Source organism: Embleya sp. NPDC020886 (assembly GCF_044333915.1).
In the GTDB taxonomy this organism is placed as follows: domain Bacteria; phylum Actinomycetota; class Actinomycetes; order Streptomycetales; family Streptomycetaceae; genus Embleya.
The window spans coordinates 86904-110119 of the sequence record NZ_JBIRRX010000011.1; the positions used below are offsets into that span (position 1 = coordinate 86904).

Annotated in this window: 17 protein-coding genes and 1 pseudogene; 9 read left to right on the forward strand and 9 right to left on the reverse strand. The window is 72.2% G+C overall.

What is annotated here, in order from left to right:
* Positions 1 to 343: 343 nt before the first annotated feature.
* The gene (locus ACH4U8_RS31995; protein ID WP_395781872.1) at positions 344 to 2473 is read left to right on the forward strand and encodes an MMPL family transporter; all 2130 of its coding nucleotides are present in this window, start codon (positions 344 to 346) and stop codon (positions 2471 to 2473) included.
* Positions 2474 to 2606: 133 nt separating this feature from the next.
* Here ACH4U8_RS31995 and ACH4U8_RS32000 read toward each other — a convergent pair.
* The 5 genes and pseudogenes from ACH4U8_RS32000 to ACH4U8_RS32020 form a co-directional block, all read right to left on the reverse strand.
* A pseudogene (locus ACH4U8_RS32000) lies at positions 2607 to 2732 on the reverse strand (MerR family transcriptional regulator); the annotation flags it as partial.
* A 9-nt stretch (positions 2733 to 2741) separates the two neighbouring features.
* Positions 2742 to 4382: an ABC transporter substrate-binding protein gene (locus ACH4U8_RS32005; protein WP_379990283.1), complete on the reverse strand. Its 1641-nt coding sequence runs from the start codon at positions 4380 to 4382 to the stop codon at positions 2742 to 2744.
* A gap of 243 nt (positions 4383 to 4625) precedes the next feature.
* On the reverse strand, positions 4626 to 6182 hold the full coding sequence (locus ACH4U8_RS32010) for an alkaline phosphatase D family protein (protein WP_395781874.1): 1557 nt from the start codon (positions 6180 to 6182) through the stop codon (positions 4626 to 4628).
* A 57-nt stretch (positions 6183 to 6239) separates the two neighbouring features.
* Positions 6240 to 6461: a hypothetical protein gene (locus tag ACH4U8_RS32015; RefSeq protein ID WP_395781876.1), complete on the reverse strand. Its 222-nt coding sequence runs from the start codon at positions 6459 to 6461 to the stop codon at positions 6240 to 6242.
* 225 nt (positions 6462 to 6686) lie between these two features.
* Positions 6687 to 7622, reverse strand: a complete 936-nt coding sequence (locus tag ACH4U8_RS32020; RefSeq protein WP_360321240.1) for an NADP-dependent oxidoreductase — start codon at positions 7620 to 7622, stop codon at positions 6687 to 6689.
* A gap of 125 nt (positions 7623 to 7747) precedes the next feature.
* On the opposite strand from ACH4U8_RS32020, the gene ACH4U8_RS32025 reads away from it, so the two are divergent.
* Positions 7748 to 8731 (forward strand): helix-turn-helix domain-containing protein, encoded by a 984-nt coding sequence (locus tag ACH4U8_RS32025; RefSeq protein ID WP_360321243.1) that lies wholly within the window; start codon positions 7748 to 7750, stop codon positions 8729 to 8731.
* A gap of 104 nt (positions 8732 to 8835) precedes the next feature.
* Positions 8836 to 9630 (forward strand): SGNH/GDSL hydrolase family protein, encoded by a 795-nt coding sequence (locus tag ACH4U8_RS32030; protein ID WP_395781878.1) that lies wholly within the window; start codon positions 8836 to 8838, stop codon positions 9628 to 9630.
* A gap of 45 nt (positions 9631 to 9675) precedes the next feature.
* On the opposite strand, the gene ACH4U8_RS32035 is transcribed toward ACH4U8_RS32030, so the two are convergent.
* Complete coding sequence (locus ACH4U8_RS32035) at positions 9676 to 10659, reverse strand: DUF5937 family protein (protein ID WP_360321249.1); 984 nt, start codon at positions 10657 to 10659, stop codon at positions 9676 to 9678.
* A gap of 89 nt (positions 10660 to 10748) precedes the next feature.
* On the opposite strand from ACH4U8_RS32035, the gene ACH4U8_RS32040 reads away from it, so the two are divergent.
* The 4 genes from ACH4U8_RS32040 to ACH4U8_RS32055 all read left to right on the forward strand — a co-directional run bounded on the left by ACH4U8_RS32040 (position 10749) and on the right by ACH4U8_RS32055 (position 14726).
* Positions 10749 to 12092, forward strand: a complete 1344-nt coding sequence (locus ACH4U8_RS32040) for an MFS transporter (protein ID WP_395781880.1) — start codon at positions 10749 to 10751, stop codon at positions 12090 to 12092.
* A gap of 294 nt (positions 12093 to 12386) precedes the next feature.
* The gene (locus ACH4U8_RS32045) at positions 12387 to 12749 is read left to right on the forward strand and encodes a YciI family protein (protein ID WP_360321255.1); all 363 of its coding nucleotides are present in this window, start codon (positions 12387 to 12389) and stop codon (positions 12747 to 12749) included.
* Complete coding sequence (locus ACH4U8_RS32050; RefSeq protein ID WP_395781882.1) at positions 12746 to 13996, forward strand: RNA polymerase sigma factor; 1251 nt, start codon at positions 12746 to 12748, stop codon at positions 13994 to 13996. Before ACH4U8_RS32045 ends, ACH4U8_RS32050 begins: the two co-directional genes overlap by 4 nt.
* A 163-nt stretch (positions 13997 to 14159) precedes the next feature.
* Positions 14160 to 14726 carry a dihydrofolate reductase family protein gene (locus ACH4U8_RS32055; protein WP_395781884.1) on the forward strand — a complete coding sequence of 189 codons (567 nt, stop codon included), beginning with the start codon at positions 14160 to 14162 and terminating at the stop codon, positions 14724 to 14726.
* Positions 14727 to 14752: 26 nt separating this feature from the next.
* Here ACH4U8_RS32055 and ACH4U8_RS32060 read toward each other — a convergent pair whose 3' ends face one another.
* Both ACH4U8_RS32060 and ACH4U8_RS32065 read right to left on the reverse strand, forming a co-directional pair.
* Positions 14753 to 15265 carry a VOC family protein gene (locus ACH4U8_RS32060; RefSeq protein WP_360321264.1) on the reverse strand — a complete coding sequence of 171 codons (513 nt, stop codon included), beginning with the start codon at positions 15263 to 15265 and terminating at the stop codon, positions 14753 to 14755.
* A 139-nt stretch (positions 15266 to 15404) separates the two neighbouring features.
* The gene (locus ACH4U8_RS32065) at positions 15405 to 16472 is read right to left on the reverse strand and encodes a hypothetical protein (protein ID WP_395781886.1); all 1068 of its coding nucleotides are present in this window, start codon (positions 16470 to 16472) and stop codon (positions 15405 to 15407) included.
* Between the two features lie 146 nt (positions 16473 to 16618).
* On the opposite strand from ACH4U8_RS32065, the gene ACH4U8_RS32070 reads away from it, so the two are divergent.
* Positions 16619 to 21025: a hypothetical protein gene (locus tag ACH4U8_RS32070; RefSeq protein ID WP_395781888.1), complete on the forward strand. Its 4407-nt coding sequence runs from the start codon at positions 16619 to 16621 to the stop codon at positions 21023 to 21025.
* Positions 21022 to 21891 (forward strand): hypothetical protein, encoded by an 870-nt coding sequence (locus tag ACH4U8_RS32075; RefSeq protein WP_360321273.1) that lies wholly within the window; start codon positions 21022 to 21024, stop codon positions 21889 to 21891. The genes ACH4U8_RS32070 and ACH4U8_RS32075 overlap by 4 nt, the downstream gene beginning before the upstream one ends.
* Here the strand turns inward: ACH4U8_RS32075 and ACH4U8_RS32080 are convergent.
* Positions 21882 to 23057, reverse strand: a complete 1176-nt coding sequence (locus ACH4U8_RS32080; RefSeq protein ID WP_395781890.1) for an aminotransferase class I/II-fold pyridoxal phosphate-dependent enzyme — start codon at positions 23055 to 23057, stop codon at positions 21882 to 21884. The two genes, ACH4U8_RS32075 and ACH4U8_RS32080, sit on opposite strands and share 10 nt — an antisense overlap.
* Positions 23058 to 23216: the final 159 nt, after the last annotated feature.

Below are 23216 nucleotides of genomic sequence, written 5' to 3' on the forward strand. Positions count from 1 at the left end.
CCCCGAAACCGGCCCGCGTCGTCGTGTGATTGCCGATCACCCCTATCGATTCGGTGAGTTCACCGGGTATTAACCCGCCTTGCACGCAACTGGGCGTTAATCGGTGGACGGTGGGACCGTCCATCCGGGACAATCCGCCATCGGACCGCCGGCAAGCGATGAGTTTCGGGGCGCCGCGCAGTCCGAACTCCTGTATGAAACACAGCAACTTCGACACCGACCGGTTGGCCCCGGGCGGGGTCGCGGACGGTTCCGAACGCCCGGTCGCGGGGTCTGGCGCGGAACCGATCCATCGTCGATCGACCGCTGCTTCCTTGGAATCAGCCCATTAGCTGGGGGAAACATGAACCGGATCAAGGCGCTCGCGGCGTTGCCGTGCGGCCGTCGATCCAAGTGGGTCGTGCTGGCCTTGTGGCTGGTGTTGCTCGTGGTGGCAATGCCGCTCTCGGCCAAGCTGACCGACGCTCAGAACAACGAGGTCTCGTCGTGGCTTCCCGCCGAGGCCGAGTCCACCAAGGTGATCAACGAACAGAAGGACTTCCGCCCGGACACGACGGTGCCCGCCGTCGTGGTCTACGAGCGGACCGCCGGCCTGTCGCCGGACGACACCAAGGCGATAGCCGACGACCGGGCCAAGTTCGCCACCGCCAAGGGCGTGACGAACAAGGTCGAGGAACCGAGGTTCGAACCCAACAACAAGGCCGCCCAGGTCCTGGTTCCGATCACCATCAAGGACGGTGGCTGGAACGACCTCGGTGACGCGGTCGACGAGATCAAGAAGAGCCTGAAGGACAATCCGGACGGGCTCAAGGCGTACGTCACCGGCCCGGCCGGTCTCGGCTCCGACCAGGCCGCCGCGTTCGAGGGCATCGACGGCACGCTGTTGTACGCGACCCTCGGCGTGGTCGTGTTGATCCTGCTGTTCACCTACCGCAGCCCGGTGTTGTGGCTGCTCCCGGTGATCTCGGCGGTCGCGGCGCTGTTCACCGCGCAAGCCGTGGTGTACCTGTTCACCAAGGCCGGTCTGGTCGTCAACGGCCAGAGCGCGGCGATCCTGACCGTGTTGATCTTCGGCGCGGGCACCGACTACGCGTTGTTGCTGATCGCGCGATACCGCGAGGAACTGCACCGGTACGAGGATCGGCACGAGGCGATGGCGGCGGCGCTGTTCCGCGCCGGACCGGCGATCGTGGCCAGTGCCGCGACGGTCGGCGTGGGCATGTTGTGCCTGATGGCCGCGGAGATGCAGTCCACCAAGGGCCTGGGCCCGGTCTGCGCGCTCGGCGTGCTGGTCGGCCTGGTCGCGATGACCACGCTGCTGCCCGCGCTGCTGGTGATCGTCGGCCGCTGGGTGTTCTGGCCGATCCGCCCGGCCTACGAGCCGGACGCGATCACGCACGACGAGAACGGCCTGTGGGCCAAGGTCGGCCGGCAGATCTCCCGCGGTCCGCGCCTGGTGTGGATCGTCACCGCGGTCATTCTCGGCGTGATGACCATCGGCCTGAGCAACCTCAACGGTGACGGCATCGCCAACAAGGACTCGTTCACCAACAAGCCGCAGTCGATCACCGGCCAGGAGATCTCCGAGCGCTACTTCCCGGCGGGCTCCGGCGACCCGATCGTGGTGATCGGCCGGGAGTCGGCCGCGACCGCGCTGATGCAGACGCTCCAGGCGACCCGAGGGATCGCTCCCGACGGCGTCCGGCAGACCGGCGCGGCGAACGGCCGGGTGCAGATCGAGGGCGTGATGAGCGCGTCGCCCGACTCGGCGGCGGCCAAGGACACCGTCAAGCGGGTCCGCACCGCGATGCACGCGGTTCCGGACGGCGCGGCGAAGGTCGGCGGTGGCACCGCGACCCAGATGGACGTGGCCAAGGCGTCCGAGCACGACGACAAGGTGATCATCCCGCTCATCCTGCTCGTGGTGCTGATCGTGCTCGGGCTGCTGCTGCGCGCGGTGATCGCCCCGCTGGTGCTGATCGCCACCGTGGTGTTGTCCTTCGCCGCGGCGCTGGGCATCAGCGTGTTCACCTTCGAGCACCTGCTCGGCTTCAAGGGCACCGACGTGGGCTTCCCGCTGTTCGTGTTCGTCTTCCTGGTGGCCCTGGGCATCGACTACAACGTGTTCCTGATGAGTCGGGTGCACGAGGAGTCGAAGAAGCACGGCACTCGGCGCGGCGTGCTGATCGGCCTGTCCGCGACCGGTGGCGTGATCACCTCGGCCGGCCTGGTGCTGGCCGCCACGTTCGCGGTGCTCGGCACGCTGCCGATCGTCTCGTTCGCCGAGATGGGCTTCACCGTCGCCCTGGGCGTGCTGCTGGACACCTTCATCGTGCGCTCGGTCCTGGTCACCGCGTTGGGCCTGGACATCGGCCGCAAGATCTGGTGGCCCAGCAAGCTCGCCCAACGTCCGGACGAGGAAACCCCCAAGCCCGACGCCGACGGCGACCGCGAGGGCGTCCTGATCGGCTGAGCCGGCACCACGGCGCCGATCCGCTGATCGGAGCCTGCTGAACGAGGGTGGTGGACGAACACACGTCCACCACCCTCTTCGCGTTCGCGTGCGCCTCGGCGACCTCGGCCACGGTGACCTCGCGGGCCAACACCCGTCGGATGGTCTCCAGATCGATGCCGAGGTCGCGCAGCGTGCGCACGAGTTCGAGGCGGACCAGCGCGTCGAGGTCGTACAGCCGGTAAGTGCGATCCCCGATCCCCGGGCGTGGCCCGGGGATCGGTACCGGTCAGCCCTTGAGGCCGACGCGGTCCATCAGGACCATGCCGTCGTTGGTCAGGACCATGCCGACCACCGCCGAGCGGTGGAAGGCGGTCACCACCGAGGACTGGTAGGTCCACAGGGGGGCGTCCTGCTTGAGTTGGGCGGCGACCGCCGTGTACGCGGCCTTGCGTTGGGCCGGGTCGTTGGTGGTGCGGGCCTTGTCCAGGTTCTGGTCGACCGTGGGGTTGGCGTACAGGAGGTAGTTGTTCGGGCTGGTGCTGTAGAGGTTCACGTACAGGCCGGGTTCGGCGTCCGAAAGGTAGTAACTGAACATCGCCGCCTGGTAGTTCTTGTTGATCACGATGTCCGTCTGGTACGCGGCGATCGGCATCGGGGCGAGCTTGACGGTGACGTTCTTCAGGCCCTGGAGCGAGGTCATGATGTATTCGGCGGTCCGCTGCGCGTTCGCGTTCTGCGGGATCGAATAGGTGAAGTCCAGCGGCTTGCCCTCGGCCGCCAACTCGTTCAGCAGCCGCTGCGCCTCCGCACGGTCGGTGGACTGAACGGTCTCGGTACCGGGCTCCACCAGCGGGCTGTCCGGCGGGAAGATGCTCTTGGTGGGCGTGCCGTTGCCGCTGAAGGAGATCTTGTTCACCTCGTTCGCGTCGAGCGCGAGCTGCACGGCGCGGCGGGCGCGGACGTCGTCGAACGGCGCACGCTTGTTGTTGAAGAAGAGCGACTCGCCGCCGATGATCGTGACGACCTTGGTCTCCAGGCCCTTCTGCTTGGCCTTGACCGGGTCCTCCGCGTTGACCGAGACCTTGAGGTCCGCGCTGCCGGAGAACACCGTCTCCAGGGCCTGGGTGCTGTCCTGGATAATCTTGAACACCACGGTGTCCGCGTACGGCTTGGCCGCGCCCTGCCAGTAGGTGGGGTTCTTGACGAAGGTCATGTGGTCGCCGTTGGTCCACTCCTTGAACGTGTACGGGCCGGCGCCGACCGGGTTGCGGGCGAAACCGGTCGGATCCTTCTTGTACGCCGTCGGCGAGACGATGAAGGCCAGGTTCGAGGCGACGATGTGGTCGAAGTTGGCGTTCGGGCCGTTCAGGGTGATCCTGAGCGTGGTCGGGTCGACCACCTCGGTCGCCTTGACCGCCGCGATGGTGCCCGCCTGGTACGACTTGCGCGCCGGTGCGGCGTGTTCGTCCCAGGTGAACTTCACCGCCGCGGCGTCGTAAGGGGTGCCGTCGGAGAACTTGACGTTCGGCTTGAGCTTGAGCGTCCAGGACGCGGCGCCCGGGTCCGGGGTCAGGCTCTCGCCGATCTGCGGCATCACCTTGCCGGTCTTGGCCTCGTGCCAGAACAACGAGTCGTAGACCGTGTTGAGCCGGGTGTTGTCGGTATACGAGTTGCTCAGCGCGCCGAACGGGTCCATCGAGCGCATATCGCTGGCCATCGCCACGGTCAGCGTGCCGCCGGTCTTGGGCGTCACGGTGGAGGTGTCCGCGTCCTTGGCCGCCTTGTCGTCACCGCCACCGCCACACGCGCCGAGCAGCAGGCACGCGGCGACGGCGGGGACGGTGGTACGGAAGGCGCGCCCGGTGATGGGCCTTCGGCCCGGGCGGCCCGGGCGGACGGAGTCCGGTATCTCGCGTGCAGTGTCCATGCCTGTGCCTCGCTTCGATCTGGTGGGCCGACCCCCGAGGGGCAACCGGGGGCGGAGCATAATCGAAGCCGCGAACGATCTTTGTCGCGCTTTTTCCGGTAGTGATGGATGTTTCGTCCGAAGCGGCCGACCCGGCGGACACGTGTGTACAGCGACGCCCGAAGGCCCTCGTCCGAGGTGAATTCCAGGGGACGAGGGCCTTCGGGGCGGGTGCTTCGCGAGTGGTTCGCGCCGGCTTCGGCGTCAGCGCACCGGGCGCAGCGTCTTGCTCCACAACACGGTGGACGCGCCGTCGCGCAGGTTGACCGTCAGGTTGCCCGAGGGGCCGTCGATCTCGACCTCGCCGAAGTGCTGGAAGCCCTCCAGCGGCGAGTAGTTGGCGCGCGGGGGAGCGTGCACGAACTCGGCCTTGGGGCCGAACGTGCCGTCCAGCGCGTTGGGCCCGAACGCGCCCGCGTTCAGCGGGCCCGAGACGAACTCCCAGAACGGGTCGAAGTCCTTGAACGCGGCCCGGGACGGGTCGTAGTGGTGCGCCGCGGTGTAGTGCACGTCGGCGGTCAGGAACACGATGCCGCGCACGCCGCGCCGCTGCGCCGTGCGCAGGATCGTGGCGAACTCCATCTCGCGGCCCAGCGGCTTGCCCGGGTCGCCCTGCGCGACGCCCTCCTGCGCGGTGGCGCCGTCCGGCACCACCAGGCCCAGCGGCAGGTCGTTGGCGATCACCTTCCAGGTGGCCCGGCTCTGCGACAGGCCCTCGATCAGCCACTGGCGCTGCCGGTCGCCGAGCATGCCGCGCTTGGGGTCGGCGTAGCGGTTGTCGTCGTTGGGGTCCTTGTAGGTGCGCATGTCCAGGACGAACACGTCCAGGTGCCGGCCGTAGGAGAGCTTGCGGTAAACCCGGTCGTCGCCGATCGGCACCCACTCGCGAAACGCCTGCTTGGCGCGCGCGGCGAGCACGTCGACGCGCTTCTCGGTGTAGCGGGCGTCCTCCAGGATCTGGCCCGGATACCAGTTGTTGCGCACCTCGTGGTCGTCCCACTGGTTGATCTGGGCGACCTCGGCGGCGAACGCGCGGTAGTTGCGGTCGAGCAGGTTGTAGGCGAACTGGCCCCGGTATTCGGTCAGCGACTCGGCGACCTTGGACTTCTCCGGGGTGACCACGTTGTGCCAGATCCGGCCGTCGGGCAGCGGGACGCTCTCCACCAGCGGGCCGTCCGAGTAGACCGTGTCGCCGCTGTTGAGGAAGAAGTCCGGGCGCAGCCGGCGCATCTGCTCGAAGATCGTCATGCCGCCGATGTCCGGGTTGCTGCCCCAGCCCTGGCCGACGGTGTCGCCGGACCACACGAACCGCACGCCGGAACGGCTGCGCTCGCTCGGCGCGGTGAGCAGCGAACCGGTGACCGCCTGGCCGGCCGCACCGCGCTCGCCCTCGACTCGGACCCGGTAGTGGATCCGCCGCCCGGACGGCAGATCGCGCAACCGGACCCGCCCGGTGAGGTCGCCGTCCGGGGTCAGCCACGGGCCCCGCACGCGGTGTGCGTCGCGCAGGTCGGGCCGAGTGCCGTATTCGACGATCAGCCGACCGGGCCGGTCGGCACGCCCCCATACGATCGCCGAGGACGCGGTGGCGTCGCCGCTCTGCACGCCGTGGCTCAGGCTCGGCCGGCCGGAGGCCACGTACGCGGGCGCGTCCGACGTCGTGGCCGAGGCCGAGCCGGCGCCCACCACGGGGGCGATCGCCAGGCCCGCGCCGACGACGGAGCCGGTGCGCAGCAGGGTCCTTCTGTCCACTGAGGTCATGGACAAGTGTGTAGTGGCGCCGGGCGACGTATCGGCGAACGCGGGTTGGCCGGCTCGTCAAGTCTGGTCGGCGGGCCGGGGGTCGGCGGCGGTACCCCGCTCGCGCCACGGAGCCGGCGGAGGCAGCGGGAGCCCGAGCAGCAGCCCCACCGCCGGCATGCCGCCGAGGACCACCACCAGGTCCGCGCGCGGGTGACAGAGCACCGTCCGCCGCTCGGCGGCCTTCGTCGTCCGCGCGGACGTGTGTGCCGAAGCGGGTGCGGATTGCTCTTCGGCCATGGCGGGTGCTCCCTTCCCTGCGGTGGCGGTCGACGTCGTCCGCCTTCGTCCCGATGCCGGGGAGGCACGCTCGACGCCCGCAGCGGCCGAAGGTCGATCCGGCGCAGACTCATGTCGGGAGTTCGCCGCCGAGCGGCGGTCGGTAGGGACGATCGGCGGCCCACCCGCAGCCCACCCGACGGGACCGGCCGGCGGTCGACCGGACCGGCCGACCCGCCGACCGTCCTACTCGACCACGGTCAGCACGATCTTCCCGGAGGTGCGCCCGCTCTCGCCCAGTTCGTGCGCCTTGCCCGCCTGCTCCAGTGGCAGCACCGCGTCGATCACCGGCCGCAGCAACCCCGCCTCGACCAGCGCCGCGATCTCCTTCAGCCCGCCCTGATCCGGCTCGACGATGGTGAACGTCGCCCGCCGCCCCGCCGCCTCCGCCACCGGCCCCAACGCGACCTCCGCCGGCGACGCCAGCGAGACCACCAGCCCGCCCGGCCGCAACGTCCGCAACGAGCGCGGCCCGTACTCGCCGCCGATCGTGTCCAGCACGACGTCCACGTCCTTGACGGCCTCGGCGAAGTCGACGCTCGTGTAGTCGATCGTTTCGTCTGCACCCAGGCCGCGCAACAACTCGTGCTTGGCCGCGCGGGCGGTGCCGATCACGTACGCGCCGCGGGCCTTGGCGACCTGGACCGCGAGATGGCCCACCCCACCCGCGGCGGCGTGGATCAGCACCCGCGCGCCCGGCCGTACGTCGGCCGCGTCCACCAGCGACTGCCACGCGGTGAGCGCGGCCACCGGCAGCGCCGCCGCCTCCACATGCGACAGGCCGGCCGGCTTGCGGGCCAGATGCCGGGCCGGCGATACGACGAACTCGGCGTACGTACCGGCCGGTTGCGGCAGTCGGGGCATGCCGAACACCGCGTCGCCGGGCCGGAACACGCTCACCCCCAGGCCCACCGACTCGACCACGCCGGACACGTCCCAGCCCAGCGGGACCGGGGTGTCACCGAGCAGGCCGCCGGTGCCGCGGTGCCAGTAGTCGGTCGGGTTCACGCCGGCCGCGTGCACCCGCACCAGCACCTCGGAGGGGCCCGGCGTCGGGCGCTCCACCTCGACCACCTTCAGTACCTCGGGCCCACCCAGCGTGTCCTGTCCGATGGCGCGCATCGTCATCACGTTCCCCTGCTCGTGCCGTGGTTCGACCGCCGCGTCCGGCGGCGTGGGCACAACTCTGCCGCCGGCCCGAACAGCCATCGAGTGGCCGGGTGGCCAATGTGTGAAAGGATCCGGCCATGCATCGAGTCGTGGTCCTGGCCCTGGAAAACGTCTATCCCTTCGAACTGGGCATCCCGGTCCGGATCTTCGGCACCGCGACCGGCGCCGACGAGGAACCGCTGTACGAGGTGATCACGTGCAGCCTCGACGGTCGGCCGGTGCGCACCAGCGCCGACTTCGCCATCGCCGTCGAGCACGGCGCCGAGGTGCTGGCGACCGCCGACACCCTGGTACTTCCGCCGTTCACCTGCGGCGTGGACGAGAACGACCGACCCGACTGGCTCCCGGCACCACTCGCCCGGGCCCTGGCCGGACTGCGGCCCGGCACCCGGATCGTGTCCTTCTGCACCGCGTCCTACGTGCTCGCCGCCGCCGGCCTCCTCGACGGCCGGCCGGCGACCACGCACTGGAACGAGGTCGACCAGTTCCGCAAGCGCTTCCCGCACATCGAGCTCGACCCGGACGTGCTGTTCGTCGACGACGGCGACATCCTCACCGCCGCCGGGGTGGCCGCCGGCATCGACCTGTGCATGCACCTGCTGCGCCGCGACCACGGCAGCGAGGTGGCCAACCGGGTCGCCCGGCGCTGCGTGACGCCGCCATGGCGCGAGGGCGGGCAGGCCCAGTTCATCGAACGCCCGGTGCCGGAGCCGTCCTCGGCCACCACCTCGGCGACCCGGGCGTGGGCGCTCGAACACCTGCACCGCCCGCTGTCGTTGGCCGAGTTGGCCGAGCACGCGCGGATGAGCGTACGCACCTTCACCCGGCGCTTCCGGGACGAGGTGGGCATGACCCCGGGCCAGTGGTTGACCCGGCAACGGGTCGAACACGCCCGCCGGCTCCTGGAGACCACCGACCTGAGCGTGGACCGGATCGCCGACCGGGCGGGCTTCGGCACCGGCGCCTCGCTGCGCCAGCACCTGGTGGCCACCATCGGGGTGCCGCCGATGACCTACCGCCAGACCTTCCGCACCCACGAGCCGGCGCCGATGCGCGGGTGAGACACCGAGCCCGGCGCGCGTCCCACGGGTGAGGGCGATCAAGGCGGCCCGGATTCCGGCCGATACCTCCGACAACGTGCCCACGTTCCGGAGGAGATCCACTCGTGCCGTCGCCGTCCCGTGTCGCCGCCATCGCCGTCGCCGCAGCCCTCACGTTCGCCGGAACCGTCGCCCGACCGGCCCCGGCCGCACCCCTGTCGCGATACGCCGCGCTGGGCGACTCGTACAGTTCCGGCGTCGGCGCGGGCGACTACCTCGCGGACGGCGGCGACTGCAAGCGCAGCGCGAACGCGTATCCATCGCTGTGGCAACGCGCGCACGGCGCGGCCGAGTTCGCCTTCGTGGCCTGCTCCGGGGCGACCACGGCCCAGGTGCGGGACCGGCAACTGGCCGCGGTGACCGCCGACACCACCCTGGTGACGATCAGCGCCGGCGGCAACGACGTCGGCTTCGCCGACACGATCACGACGTGTGTGGTCGGCAGCGACCGGGACTGCTCGGCCGCGGTGGCCAAGGCCACGGCGTACGCCCGGGAGAAGTTGCCGGCCGACCTGGACACGACCTACGCGCGGATCCGCAGCCGGGCCCCGCACGCGCGGCTCGTGGTCTTCGGGTATCCGCGCCTGTTCGAAACGGGTAGCTGCCCGCTGGGGCTGAGCCTGGCCAAGCGGCGCGCGCTGGACGACGCGGCCGACGTGCTGGTGGACATCACCAAGGCCCGGGCGGCGGCGGGCGGCGCGGAATTCGCCGACGTCCGGGGCCGGTTCGCCGGGCACGGGGTGTGCGGGGCGGACGAGTGGCTGCACGGCCTGACGCTGCCGGTCGACGAGTCCTACCACCCGACCGCCACGGGCCAGGCCAGGGGCTACCTGCCCAGCCTGACCACAACCACCGACTGAGCCTGCCGCCGGGGCGGGGCGTCCCGGCCGAGAAGCACCGACCGCCTAGCCTCTCCCGTCGGCCAATACCTCGCCGAGCGTGGTGCGCCGGTACTGCACCGACCGGCCCACCCGCAGGCCCGTGATCAGGTCGGCCCGACGCAGCACGGCCAGGTGGTCGCCGACCGTGCCCAGGCCCAGGTTGAGCCGAGCGGCGAGTTGGGTGGTGGTGGCCGGGCCGGCCAGCGCACGCAGGATCATCGCGCGCGTGGCGCCCAGCAGATCGGCGAGCGCCTCGTCGTCCGAGCGGGCCGGGGCGCCCAGCAGTTCGGCCACGCCCCGGGCCGGATACACGATGGCGTACGGCCACGGCGGTTCCACGTAGACGATCATCGAGCCGAACGCGGACGGCACGAACAGCAGCCCGGCGCCGTCGAGCCGCACCGTGTCGGGCTGCTCACGGGAAACCTCGATCACGCCTTCGTCGCGCCACCGCAGCCGAGGCGACAGGTCGCCCAGCGCCGCACCCCAGCCGTACGCCGCCAACCGCCCGGCGGTGCGCACCAGATCGTGCTCCAGCACCGCGCGCAGCGCCGGCCACTCCGGCTCGACCAGGCTCGTCCACGCCGCCTCGATCGCGTCCGCCAGCCGCCCCACCACATCGGGGGAGTCGAACACCGCCCGCGTCGCCGCCGAGGGCGCGCGCAACCCGACCAGGTTGCGCGCCAGCTCGGACCGGGCCCGGTCCAGGGAGGTGGCCCGCAGTACCGCGAGTTCGTCCCCGATCCCGGCCGGCGTGCCCGACGGCGGCGGGTGCAGGAAGTCCGCGTTGTAGCCGCCGCGCCGGTACAGCGACGCCATCGCCGCGATCGCCGGCCGCTCCCGACGCAGCCGGTCGTACGCCGGCCGCAGCCGCTCGATCCACGGCCGCAGCGGCCCGGCCTGGTGGCTTCCCGACAACGTCCGCAACACCCACACCACCTCGCCCAGCGGCGAGATGCCGAACCTGCTGCGCGCCATGTCGGCCGGCCCGACCTCGATCCTGAGCATGCCTCGCGCCTCCCGCCGACAGCCTCCCAGGTTTCGGCTGTCGCCGAAAGCATGGCCGGCGCAGCACGCGGTGCGGCACGCTCGCCCGCATGATCGGCGACGACGTCAAAGCGGCGACCTATCGCGAGGTCTTCGCGGTCGGCGCCTTCCGGGTGCTGTTCGGTTCCTTTGTGCTGCTGTTGATCGGCGACACCGTACGGATGCTCGCGCTCGCCGTGCTCGTCTACGAACGCACCGGGTCGCCGGCGCTGTCCGCGCTCGCCTATGTCGCCGGGTTCGTCCCGCAGGCGTTCGGCGGGGCACTGTTGCTCTCGCTCACCGACCGGGTGCCGGTGCGCGCCGCGATGGCCGGGTACGACCTGGTCCGGTGCGTGCTCGCGCTGGTGCTCGCCGCCGACGTGTTGCCGGTGTGGGCGGTCCTGCTGCTGCTCGCGAGCGTCGGGCTGGTCAGCCCGATCGCCGGGGCCGCGCGTCAGCGCACGCTGCCCGAACTGCTGCACGGCGACGCCTACGTGCTCGGGCGGTCGGTGTTCGGCATGGCCGCCGGCGCGATGCAGGTGCTCGGCTTCGCGGTCGGCGGTCTGCTGCTCGCCCTGGTCGGATCCGGTGGCGCGCTGCTGTTCGCGGCCGCCGTCGCGCTGGCCTCCGCCGCGGTGGTGCGGTTCGGCCTGCCGGCCGCGCCGCGCCCCGAGCGCACCGGGTCGGCCCGGACCGAGGGCACGGTACGCGCGACCTGGCGAGTCAATCGCGAACTGCTCGGCGACCGGACCGTGCGCGGCCTGTTGCTGGCCCAGTGGATACCGGCCAACCTGACCGCCGCCGCCGAGGGCGTGATCGTCCCGTACGCGCCCGACCACGCCGGTGTCCTGTACGGCTCGGCCGCCGGCGGGATGTTGCTGGGCGACCTGCTGGTGGGCCGCTTCGTCCGCCCGGCCCGGCGCGAACGCCTGACACCGTGGCTGGCCCTGCTGCTCGGCGTCCCGCTGGTCTTCTTCGCCGCGGGCCCGCCGCTGTGGGTCACGGCCGGCCTGTTCGTGGTGTCCAGCGCGGGGCTGTCCTACCAACTCGGCCTGCAACGCCGCTTCCTGGACGCCATCCCGAAGGCCGGCACCGGGCAGGCGATGGGCCTGGCGATGACCGGCACGATGACCCTCCAGGGCGTCGCCATGGCGGGTGCGGGGGCGCTGGCCGGCGTGCTCGCCCCCGGCCACGTGATCGCACTGGTCGGGCTGGCCTCGCTCACCGGCACGCTGGCCATCCATCGGGTGTTGCGCCCGCAGGCGAGTCCACGGTCGGGGGCGGTCGGGGCTGCGCCAACGGTTGCGCCCGCGGCGTCGGTCGCCCCCGGGGCGCCGGTCGTGCCCGTCGTGCCGGTCGTGTCCGAGGTGCCGGCCGCGCCGGTGCGCGGGACGGGGCCGACGCAGGCCGGCTGATCGGGGCGGGCCCGACTCGCCCCGCGCGGCCCGGCTCGCACCACGGCGCCGGCGCGTCGGCGGCGGCCGTTGCGGGCAGTCGGGTCGGGTACGGCCGGGTGGGTTCGTCTCCGGTGGATCGGTCCGACATTCTTTCCGCCGGGGATGTCGAGAACCGTCGGTCCGCTCCGACCCGGATACGAGCGGCCCGCCCGGCGAATCGGCGAAACGATCCCGAGCGGCCGATCGGACCACGCCGATCGGTCCGGAACACCCGGCCCGACCGAACCGAACGAGAGCGACCAGGAGTCACCGATGAAGTTCATGCTGCTGATCCACAACCGCCCGGGCTTCGTGGAGGATCTCTCCGACGCCGAGCGCACCGAACTGTTCGGCGAGGTCGACGCGCTGATGGCCGAGCTGACCGCGTCCGGGGAACTGCTCGGCGGCGAGGCCCTGGCCGACCCCACGCAAACCCGCACCGTGCGGGTGCGGGACGGGGTGCCGGCGGTCACCGACGGCCCGTTCGTGGAGGCCAAGGAGCACTTCGCCGGCTATCTGCTGGTCGAGTGCGACAGCACCGAGCGGGCCGTCGAGATCGCCGGGCGCTGGCCGGACGCCCGCTACTGGGCGATGGAGGTCCGCCCGGTGATGACCGAGTCCGGGACGGAGATGTGAGCGCGGACGCGCACGTCGAGGGCCTGCTGCGGGAGCTGACCCCGCAGGTCCTCGGCGTGCTCGTCCGCCGACACGGCCAGTTCGACGCGTGCGAGGACGCGGTCCAGGAGGCGCTGCTCGCCGCCACCGTGCAGTGGCCGGTGGAGGGCGTCCCGGACAGCCCGTGGGGCTGGCTGCTCACCGTGGCCGACCGGCGGCTGATCGACCACTGGCGCAGTGAGCGGGCCCGACGCAACCGCGAGGAGCGGCTCGCCGCGCAGGCCCCGGCCGACGAGTACGTCTCGCCCGCACCCGACGACGACGCGGGCGGCGATCGGGACGACACGCTGACCCTGCTGTTCCTGTGTTGCCACCCGGCGTTGACCGGCGCCTCGCAGGTCGCGTTGACGCTGCGCGCGGTCGGCGGCCTGACCACCGCGCAGATCGCCGGCGCCTTCCTGGTGCCCGAGAGCACCATGGCGCAGCGGATCAGCCGGGCCAAGCAGCGGATCAAGGCCGCCGGCGGTCGCTTCGGCCGGCCGGGCGGGCCGGAGCCGATGGAGCGGTTGGGCGCGGTGTTGCAGGTGCTCTACCTGATCTTCAACGAGGGCTACACCGCCGGCTCGGGCCCGGACCTGCTCCGTACCGACCTGACCGCGGAGGCCATCCGACTCACCCGCGCGGTGCGCCGGTTGCGGCCGGACGACGGCGAGGTGTCCGGGTTGCTCGCGCTGATGTTGCTGACCGATGCCCGCCGGACCGCGCGCACCGCCGCGGACGGCGAGTTGATCCCGCTGGCCGAGCAGGACCGGAGCCGCTGGAACGCGGAGGCGATCCGGGAGGGCACCGAGCTGGTCACCGACGCGCTCACGTGGGGGCCGCCGGGCCCGTACCAGCTCCAGGCCGCGATCGCCGCGGTGCACGCGGAGGCGGCGCGCGCCGAGGACACGGACTGGCCGCAGATCCTCGCGCTGTACCGGCTGCTCGACCACCTGTCGCCGGGCCCGATGGTCACCCTCAACCGCAGCGTCGCGACGGCGATGGTGCACGGCCCGCGGGCGGGCCTGGAGTTGCTCGACACGCTGGCCGGGGACGACCGGATGACCGGGCACCACCGGGTCTGGGCGGTGCGCGGCCACCTGCTCGAACTGGCCGGCGATCGTGAGCCCGCACGGGCGGCGTACCGCGAAGCGGCCCGCCGGACCACCAGCCTGCCGGAACGCCGCTACCTGGAGATACGCGCGGCGCGGGTGGTCGACGGCGGATGATCTGCGCCGGCGTCCGCCGCCGGGATCCTGGCCGCGAGCGCGCCCTGGTGCGGAAGTCCGTCGAGAACTTCTTCCGAAGAGCCTCCCGGGGATGTCGAGGACCGGCGATCGATTCCGACCTCGTGGTGAGGACACCGAAGACCGGCACGATCGGGAGCCCGAAATGCGCAAGATCCTCTACATGGTCCACCAGTCGCTCGACGGTTGCATCGAGGGCCCCAACGGCGAATTCGACTGGCCGATGATGACTCCGGAGCTGTCCGACTTCGGGCAGACCCTCCACGACGGAGTCGACACGTTCCTGTACGGCCGGGTGGTGTGGGAGATGATGTCCGGCTATTGGCCGATCGCCGAGAGCATCTCCACCGATCCGCACGACCTGCGGTTCGCGCCGATCTGGCGGGCGGCCCGCAAGGTGGTCGTCTCGACCACGTTGGACCGGGCCGAGTGGGGTGCCGAGGTGATCGGCAGGAATCTCGCCGAGGACATCACCGCGCTCAAGCGGGAGCCCGGCAAGGACATCCTGCTCAGCGGCGGCGCCGGGCTCGCCAACGCGCTGACCGCGCTCGGCCTGATCGACGAATACCTCATCTTCGTGCACCCGGTGATCCTGGGCGGCGGCAAACCGGTCTTCCGGCCCGACGACGCCCGGCACCCGCTGACCCTGGTCGACTCGCGCACGTTCGACGCGCGCACCGTGCTGCTGCGCTACGCCCGCGCGGGCGAGTAGCGGTGCTCCCTCGCGCGTCGCGCGGCTCAGCCCGGGAGTTTGCCCGCCGCACGATCGGCGAGCCAGGCGTCGAAGGCGGCCCGCCCCTCGATGGCGTCCTGCTCGATCAACGGGCGGGACTGGTGGGTGATTTCCAGATGCACGCCGTTGGGATCGAAGCAGTACACCGAGTACCAGACGCCGTGATGGTCGATCGGGCCCCGGACCTCGACCCCGTGCCGGCGGATCTGCTCGGCCATCGCGTCGACTTCGGCGACGGAGTCCACGGCGAGCGCGACGTGCCGGGTCCACGATTCGAGACCGTCGGGCACGGGCGTGTACGCCTTGGCCACGTCGAAGAAGGCGATGCACTCGCCGCTCGCGAGCGCGTAGAAGACGTGCAGGAAGGGCGCGGTGACCTCGCCGCCGCTGGTGGTTCGGGACTCCTCGCGAAGCGCGCCCGCGAGTTCCGCGCCGACCGCCTCCGTCCAGAAGCGGTGGGTCGCGGCCAGGTCTCGGGTCTGGTAGGCGAGATGGTTCAGGGCCACCGGTACGGCCATGACGTGCTCCTCTTCGCTCGACGGTGAGCAATTTCAGTGCACCATGCACGATATCGACGAACCGGCCGTTCGCATACCGTCACGCCCCGATCACCGCGAGGCGGTGGCGGGACGCCGGGTGCGACGGCCGGTGCCCGGATCAGCCCGAATGCAGGCCCAGCCCGTAGAACTTCACGTCGAACGCGCCCACCCGTTCGCCCTCGCCGCCGATGATCAGGTCCTCGGGGCCGGGGACGCCGGCGGCACGGGCGGTGGCGACCAGCAGTTCGGCGGTCGCCCGCGCGGCCACCTCGCCCGGACCGCCGGCGTCGTGCCGGGCGGGCGGCTCGGCGTCCGAGGGCCACCAGGCGCGCGTACCCGGGTGCTCCTCGGCACTGCCCCAGCCCAACGCGTGCGCATCCACGCCCGCCGGCGGGAAGGAGCCGATCACCAGCCGATCCCGGCAGACCAGGTCGAACAACATCGGCGCACCGTTCTCGCCGGGGACGCGCCCGTAGACGTTCAGGGCGAGCCCGACGTCCAGCGCGGTCGTCTCGGCGGGCAGCGAGCCGAGGAAGTCGGCCAGCACGTCGGTCAGTTGCTCCCAGTCCCGGGCGTACCAGCCGCCGGGCAGGCCGAGTCCGCCGTTGGCGGCCACCCGGCGGTGACCGAAGAAGCCGGTGATCGCGCCCGGTTCGCCGTGGCCCTGACGCCAGAACCAGTTCTCCACGGGCTCGGTGGGCAGCAGCACCAACTCCGGCCCGGCCCGACCCGCGCGCAGTTCCAGCGTGTCCGGGTCGCCACGCCAGCGCCGGTAGGGCGTACCCCAGCGCGCACCGCCGTCGTAGTACGGGCCGAGTCCGCCGTACACCCCCATGATCGACGCCTCGCCGAGCGCGTCCGCGACCTGCTCGGCCGCCTGTCGAAACGCGAGCGCCTGGGCGGCCGGGTCCGGAGCCGGCAGGGCCAGCGGCACGGCCAGTTCGACATAGTCCTCACCCGAGGTGAAGTCCTTCTCGAACCGGCCGACCGGACGCAACCGCGCGCTCCCGGACGGCAGATCGGTGCCGGTCGGCGCGGCGTCGGCGGCCCCCGACCAGGTCCAGCCCAGCGCCGCGACCAGCGCCTGCATCCCCTGCCGCGACCAACCACCCGTCGGTGCGTCGAGCAACCGCCGAGCGAGCCGGGCCACCTCGCCCTCGTGGTACCGCACTGCGTCTTCCGTCATGCGCCGATCATTTCCCACGTCGGTGACATCCGCTCCGGTGGGTCCGTGGGCGGGGCCCGACGTGCCACCGAGCTGCGGAAACCCCGTACAGGGCTGCGGTGTTGCCCTCTAGGCTGAGTGCTCGGACCGGCAGGGGGAGCTGGGGCATGGCGAATCCGGCGCGGCGCGCGCTGGTGGTCGGGGTGGCGGGCAGCCCCCGTGACGACCCGGGCGTGGAGGCGCCGGACGCGCTGCCACACCTGGCCTACGCGCCCGAATACGCCCGCCGAATCCGCGAATTGCTGCACACCGCCTATCGATACGACCCGGCCCAGCCCGCGCGCGACCCCGCCGACAGCGCCGGCGCACTGGACGAGGCGGTGCGCGCGGTGCTGGGCGGCGGCCCGGGACTCGCGGTGGTGCACCTGCTCGCACACGGGCAACGGGGCCGCAGCAGCGGCGGTCTGTACGTGGTCGGCGGCGACGGCGACCGGGTCGACACGGCCGTGGACCAGTGGCTGGCCCGCCTGGAGGACGACGAGGGCGACACGGCACCGACCGTGCTGTTCCTCCTCGACCTGTGCTACGCCGGGGACGCGGCCAGGCTGCACTGGCAGCAACTCCTGCGCACGCCCCGACGACGGGCCTGGGTGGTGGCCGCGTGCCAACCCGGAGAGCCGTCCTACGACGGCCGATTGAGCCATGCCGTGATCGAGGTGCTGACCGGGTTCCGCGACGGCACGCTCGCCCTGGACGCCTCGTTCGAGTTCATCCCGTTCGAGCGGTTCTGCCAGGAGGTGGCCGCGGCCGTGGCACGCCGCGCCGAGGGCACGTACTACCGCCAGGAGGTCGCCACTCCGCTCGTGCCGATCGGCGAGAACCTCGCGCACCTGGCGTTCTTCCGCAACCCGCGCTTCGACGTGCGTCGGCACGCGCTGCGCACCGGCATCGACCCGACGCTGATTCCGCTGCTCGACGAAGCGCCCCAGACCCGGTTCGTGCTGGACGAGGCGGTGGACGAGCCGCACTTCGTGGGCCGGGCCGGCGGCCGCGACTCGTCCGGCGATACGGACGAGCCCGGCGCGCCCGGGCATTTCCAAGGACGCAGCGCGGAGGCGGCCCGACTCGCCTGGTGGCTCGCGGGCGCGGAATCGGCCCTCCAGGTGGTCACCGGCAAACCGGGCGTGGGCAAGTCGGCGCTCCTGGGCGTCCTGGTCTGCGCGGCCCATCCCGAACTGCGGCTGCGCACCCGATCGGTATGGACCACCCTCGGCGGCGCCGTGCCGCCGCTGATCGACGATCTCGCCGTGGTGCACGCGCGCCGCCGGACGCTCTCGGAGATCACCGCCGCGCTCGCCCGGCAGTGGGAGCTGACGGATCGATCGGGCGCCCGACCGGGCCGGCTCCTGGCCGCCGAACTCGCCGAGCGGGCCGAGCCACCGGTGCTGATTCTCGACGCGCTCGACGAGGCGGAGGGGGCGGAGGAGGTGATCCTGTCCCTCCTGCGGCCCCTGCTCACCACGCGCCGCGCGGACGGTCGGTCGAGCTGTCGGATCATGATCGGCTGTCGGCGCGAGGCGCGCCTGGCCGAACTGTTCGCCCTGGCCGAGCGGCACGGCGACGTGGTCGACCTGGACACGGTGCCGCGGGTCGCCTTGCGCACCGATCTCGTGGACTACATCAACAGCCTGCTCTTCACCGATGCGAACCGCGCGACCGCGCACAACTGGGCCAACTCCCATGCCCTGGCCGCGTCGATGGCGTCGGCACTGACCGAGGGCGCCGGGGCGGACCACGAGCCGCCGGAGTGGGGCGAGTTCCTGGTCGCCCGGCTGTATACCCGGCACCTGTTGGGCATTCGGTCGATACCGGCGACGCAGGCCGCGGCCCGGGAGTTGGGCGCCCGGATTCCGCGGACCCTGAGCGGAGTGCTGGACCTGGAGCCGGCCCAACAGCACAATCCGTGGATCCGGGCCACGTTGACCGCGCTCGCCTACGCCGGAGGCGAGGGCATGCCGATCGACATCCTGCGCGTGGCGGCACCCGCCTTCCTGGCGTCGACGCGGGACGCCGTGGGTCATCCGGCCGCCGCCGTCGAACTCGCCCTGCGCCGGGCCCGGTTCTACCTGCGCTGCAACGCCGACCCGCTGGGCAGGCCGCTGTACCGCCTGTTCCACCAGGGCCTGGCCGACGCGCTGCGGGCCGACTCCGAGGCGGCCGACCCCGATGCGGTGCGCGCCTTGTGGGCCGGGCTGCTCGGCTCGGTCGCGGCCGGGGCCGACGGTCGGCGCGACTGGGCGGCAGCGGCGCCGTATCTGCGTCGGCACGCGGCTCGGCACGCACGCGAGGCGGGCGAACTCGACCCGTTGCTCGCCGACACCGATTTCCTCGTACATGCGGAACCGGCGGCGCTGGCCGAGGAATTGCGCTCCGCGGAACGGACCCCGGTGGGCGCGTGGGTGTACCGCACCAGTTACGGCGCGCATCACCGGGCCGGCCCCGAGGAGCGGCGGCAACTGCTGGCCGTCGACGCGGCGCGGCACGACGCGCCGGAGTTGTCGGAGGGCTTCTCGCGGGACCTGCCCTGGACGGTGGCCTGGGCGGCGGGTCGGCCGCTCGGCGGCGCCCTGCGCTCCACCCTGACCGGACTGGGCGGAGCGGTGATCGGCCTGGCGATCGTCGAGGTGCGGGGCAGGGCGTGTGTGCTGAGCGGATCGACCGACGGGATCGTCCTGCTCTCGGATCTCGCCACGAGCACCGTCCTGTTCGATCTGCGCGGCCATGGCAACCACCCCGTCCGGGTGGCCGCATGCCGCATCGGCGGGCGGCCACACGCGGTCACCGGCACGGCGGACGGTCTACAGGTGTGGGACCTGTGCACCGGTGCCCTGGTCCGGGAATGGCGGGGGCACGCCACGGGTGTGGAGAGCCTGACGGTCGCCCCCGATGCATCGGTGTTGGTCACCGCCCACGGCAAACGGCTGACCTGGTGGGACCCGGTCGGCGGGGAGCGGATCGCGGATACGACCCTGGCGCGCTCGGTGGGGCGGTTGGGGTTGTGGGACCTGGACGGGCGAACCCACGTGGTGGGGTGTGTGCGGGGCGAGGTGTGGCTGTGGCGACTGGAGGCGCGGAGGATCGTCTTCGTCCGCGTGTTGACCCGCTTTTCCGGTGATTCGGACGACCGCGATTTCGTCACCGCCCTGTCACCGGTGCGTGGTGCCCGCCGGCCGACGTTGCTGATCGGGCGGGCCGACGGGAGCGTGGCCATGGTCGACCCGTCGGACGGTGATCGGGTTCGCGGCCTTGGTGAAGGGCACATCGACGGGGTGACCGCCGTGGCGATGCCCGATGCGGACGGTGGGTGGGTGGTGAGTGCCGGCAGCGACGGAACGGTTCGGGTGTGGGATTCCGCGAGTGGACGGTGCGCGTCGGTGCTCGCGGGTCATACGACGGCGGTGCCGTCACTGGCCGGATACGCCGACTCGGCGGGGTTGACGGTGGTCAGCGGCGGGCAGTTGGGTACCGCCCGGGTATGGCGGCTTGCCCCGGAAGTCGCCGACGAGGGTGCCGCTCTCGGCGTCCATCGCGGTCATGCCCAACCGGGACATCCGCTGCGCGCACGGAGTTTGGCCGTAACCGATGCCGAGTCGGGTGGATTCGGCATCTCGGAGAGTGCGGACGGCACGGTCTGCGTCTGGGATCCCGGAACAGGGCTGATCCGCCACACCGTCGACACCGGCGAACTCCACGACATCGCCTGTTTCGGGATGGCCGGCCGGCCGGTCGTCGCGGGTGTGCGACCCGAGGGTGGAGTGGCCGTGTGGGATGCCCGAACCGGGGCCCTGTGCAGCGACTCGGACGAGTCGGTGGCCGGAATGGCGGCGGTGGCGGGAATCGTGCTGGAGGGCAAGGCCCACGTGTTGACCGGCGGTTGGGGTGGCCGGGTGGATCTGTGGGACGCCGGGTCGGGTATTCGGCGGCGCACGTTGATACCGGAGACCGTCGACGGTGCGACGACGCAGTGCTTCGCGGTCCTGCCGGACCCCCGCACGCCCTTGGTCGCGATCGGCGATGCCGAGGGCGGGGTTCGGCTGTTCGCGCCGACGCCGGACGGGCCGGTACGACCACGACTGCTCATCACCCATCCCGCCCACATCAACACACTGGTGTTCATCGACCTTCCGCAGGGTCGAGCCCTGGTCGGTGCGGGCGGCGACGGCGTCGTCCGGATCACCACACTCGACGGTGCCCTCGTTCGCGAACTCGTCGGCCACGCACGGCCCGTGCTCGCCCTGGTCGGGATACTGCTCGAAGGCCGTCCGCATCTGCTCACCGGCGGTGCCGACCGCACCATGCGCCTGTGGGAGCCGAGTTCCGGCCGGGAGTTGTACCGCTACACGTTTCCGGACGGCGTGCGATCCCTCGAAGTGACGCACAGCGGCGATGTGTTGGTCGCCACCGGCAACGAATTGTTGCTCCTGCGCCCCGATCGGGCCGTGTTCGACCTCGCCCGTGTACCGGCCCCGGAGACTCCGGGTCCGTTCCGCAACAACCCCCGGGAGTCCCGATGAGTGCGATCGTCGCCGTGCACGGCGTGGGCAACCACGAGGCGGGCGCGGCCCCCGACGTGGTCGCCGCCGCGCGGGCACGGACCTGGGGCGCGGCCCTGGCGACGGGCCTCGGGCGACCGGCGGCCGAACTCGACGTCGCGTTCGCCTATTACGCCCACCACCTGTATCGCGGGCAACCGGTCGCCCAGGGCGGCCCGGACGAGGACGCCTTCGATCGGTTGGCGCCGGCCGATCCGGCGCTCGCGGTGTTCGCCGAGCAGTGGTTGGCGGCGCTCGACCTGCCCCCGGCGACGGTGCAGGGCCGACTGACCGTGCCACTGCGGCAGATCGCCCAGGTCGTCGCCGAGCGATTTCGGCTCGACGGGCGGCTGACCCACCTGTTCATGTCCCTGTTCGTCCGCGAGGTGACCGCCTACCTGCGGGACGTGGACGCGCCGGCGCGGATCGCCGCGCGGGAGGAGGTGGCCGCGTGCATCGCCGCGCACCGGCCGCGCGTGGTGATCGCGCACTCGCTCGGCAGCGTCGTCACCTACGAGGCACTGCACGCCCACCCCGAATCGGAGGTCGAACTCCTGGTCACCCTCGGCTCGCCGCTGGCCCTGCCGCACGCCGTGTTCCATCGGCTGCGGCCGACGCCCACCCCGACGGGTACCCGCCCGCCCGGCGTGCGGCGCTGGGTGAACGTGGCCGATCACGGCGATCCGGTCGCCATTCCCCGGCCGTTCAGCGCGCACTTCCCGGACGTCGACCTCGATCTGGCCGAGAGCGTCGGCCTGTTCGCGTTCCACCCGGCGGTGAAGTACCTCGGCTCGGCGGCGGTGGCCGCGACCGTGGCGCCCTACCTCGCGGCGTCGTCTCAGGGCTGATCGCGGGCGGCGCGGGGCCCCTCGTCCCGGTCCGGGGCAGGGCGGCGGCGGCCCGGCCGGCGCCTCGTGAAGGAGCGCATCTGCTCGCGCGCCCGGTCCTCGACCAGCGCCGTGAGCCGATCCAGGCCCTCGTCGATGCCGGTCGGCCCCAGTGCGCCGGCGGCCAATCGCAGGCGATGCGCGGGCCCGACGCCCGGATCGTAGAAGTGCGCCATCGGCGTCCACAACACGCCGTACTCGCGAGCGGACAGCTCCAACAACGCGTCGTCGACCACGAACGGCACGGTCAGCACGACGAAGCCGCCCCCGTCCGAGCAGTGCCAGTGCACCCGGTCCGCCGTCGGACCACGCCCGAACCGGGCGGCGAGGCCGTTCGCCAGCCGCGTGGGATGGCGCCGATCCGCCCACCGGGACCGGGAGTCGGCGGCGCGCGGACGGCTCGTACCGGTGCCGGCTGGCCGAAGCATCGCGGACGAGAGCGCCGTCGACGCGCGCTCGGACCGGGTCGGCAGGTCGACGAACGGGCCCACCGGTCGGCCGGTATCGGTGTCCACGACGCGGGCGATGCGTGCGCCCAGCGGGCCGGATCCGGCGAACTGCCCCGGATTCAGCACCCGTTGCCGGGTGTCCAGGGCGGCCAGGGTCGGTGGCCGGTGCCGTCCGGCGGCGTGCACCAGCCCGTACGGGTCGTCCTCCAGGACCAGCAGGTCCAACTCCTGGGCGGCGGACAACAGATCGCGCCGGGCCGGCTCGTCCAGGCTGACCCCGGAGGAGTTCGCGAAGTCCGGGACCAGGTACAGGGCGCGTGGACGCAGGCCGGCCGCACGGGCGCCGTGCACCTGCGCCGCGAGGTCGTCCAGGTCGACACCGCGCGGGCCGTCCGCGACCGGGAGCACGGGCAGGTCGGCTCGCCGGGCCGCGTCGGTGAGCCCGAGGTAGGTGGGGGTGAGTGCGAGCACCACGTCCCGATCCGAACCACGCAGCGCCCGCAGCGTCAGGAACAGCGCCTGTTGGCCGCCGCCGGCGAGCGAACCGCCTTCGTACGGGCGGCCGGTGGCGAAGGAGAGGGCCTCCGGGTGACGTTCGGCCACCTCGTTCAGCACCCTCGTCGAGCGCAGCACCGGGTCCGCGAGCGCGGGACGACGTGCGCCGCCGAAGTGTGTCATCGCGGTCCCCCCTCCGGTCGGTCGCCGCCGTGCCACGTTCCGGTACCGCCCGGCGCAGCACCGCGAAGGTCGCGGGCTGTAGCGCCCGTTGGGGCCGCCGTTGGCGACGAGGCTAGGAGGTGGTGGGGCGGGACGGGCGTCATCTGAGGAAAACGTGAG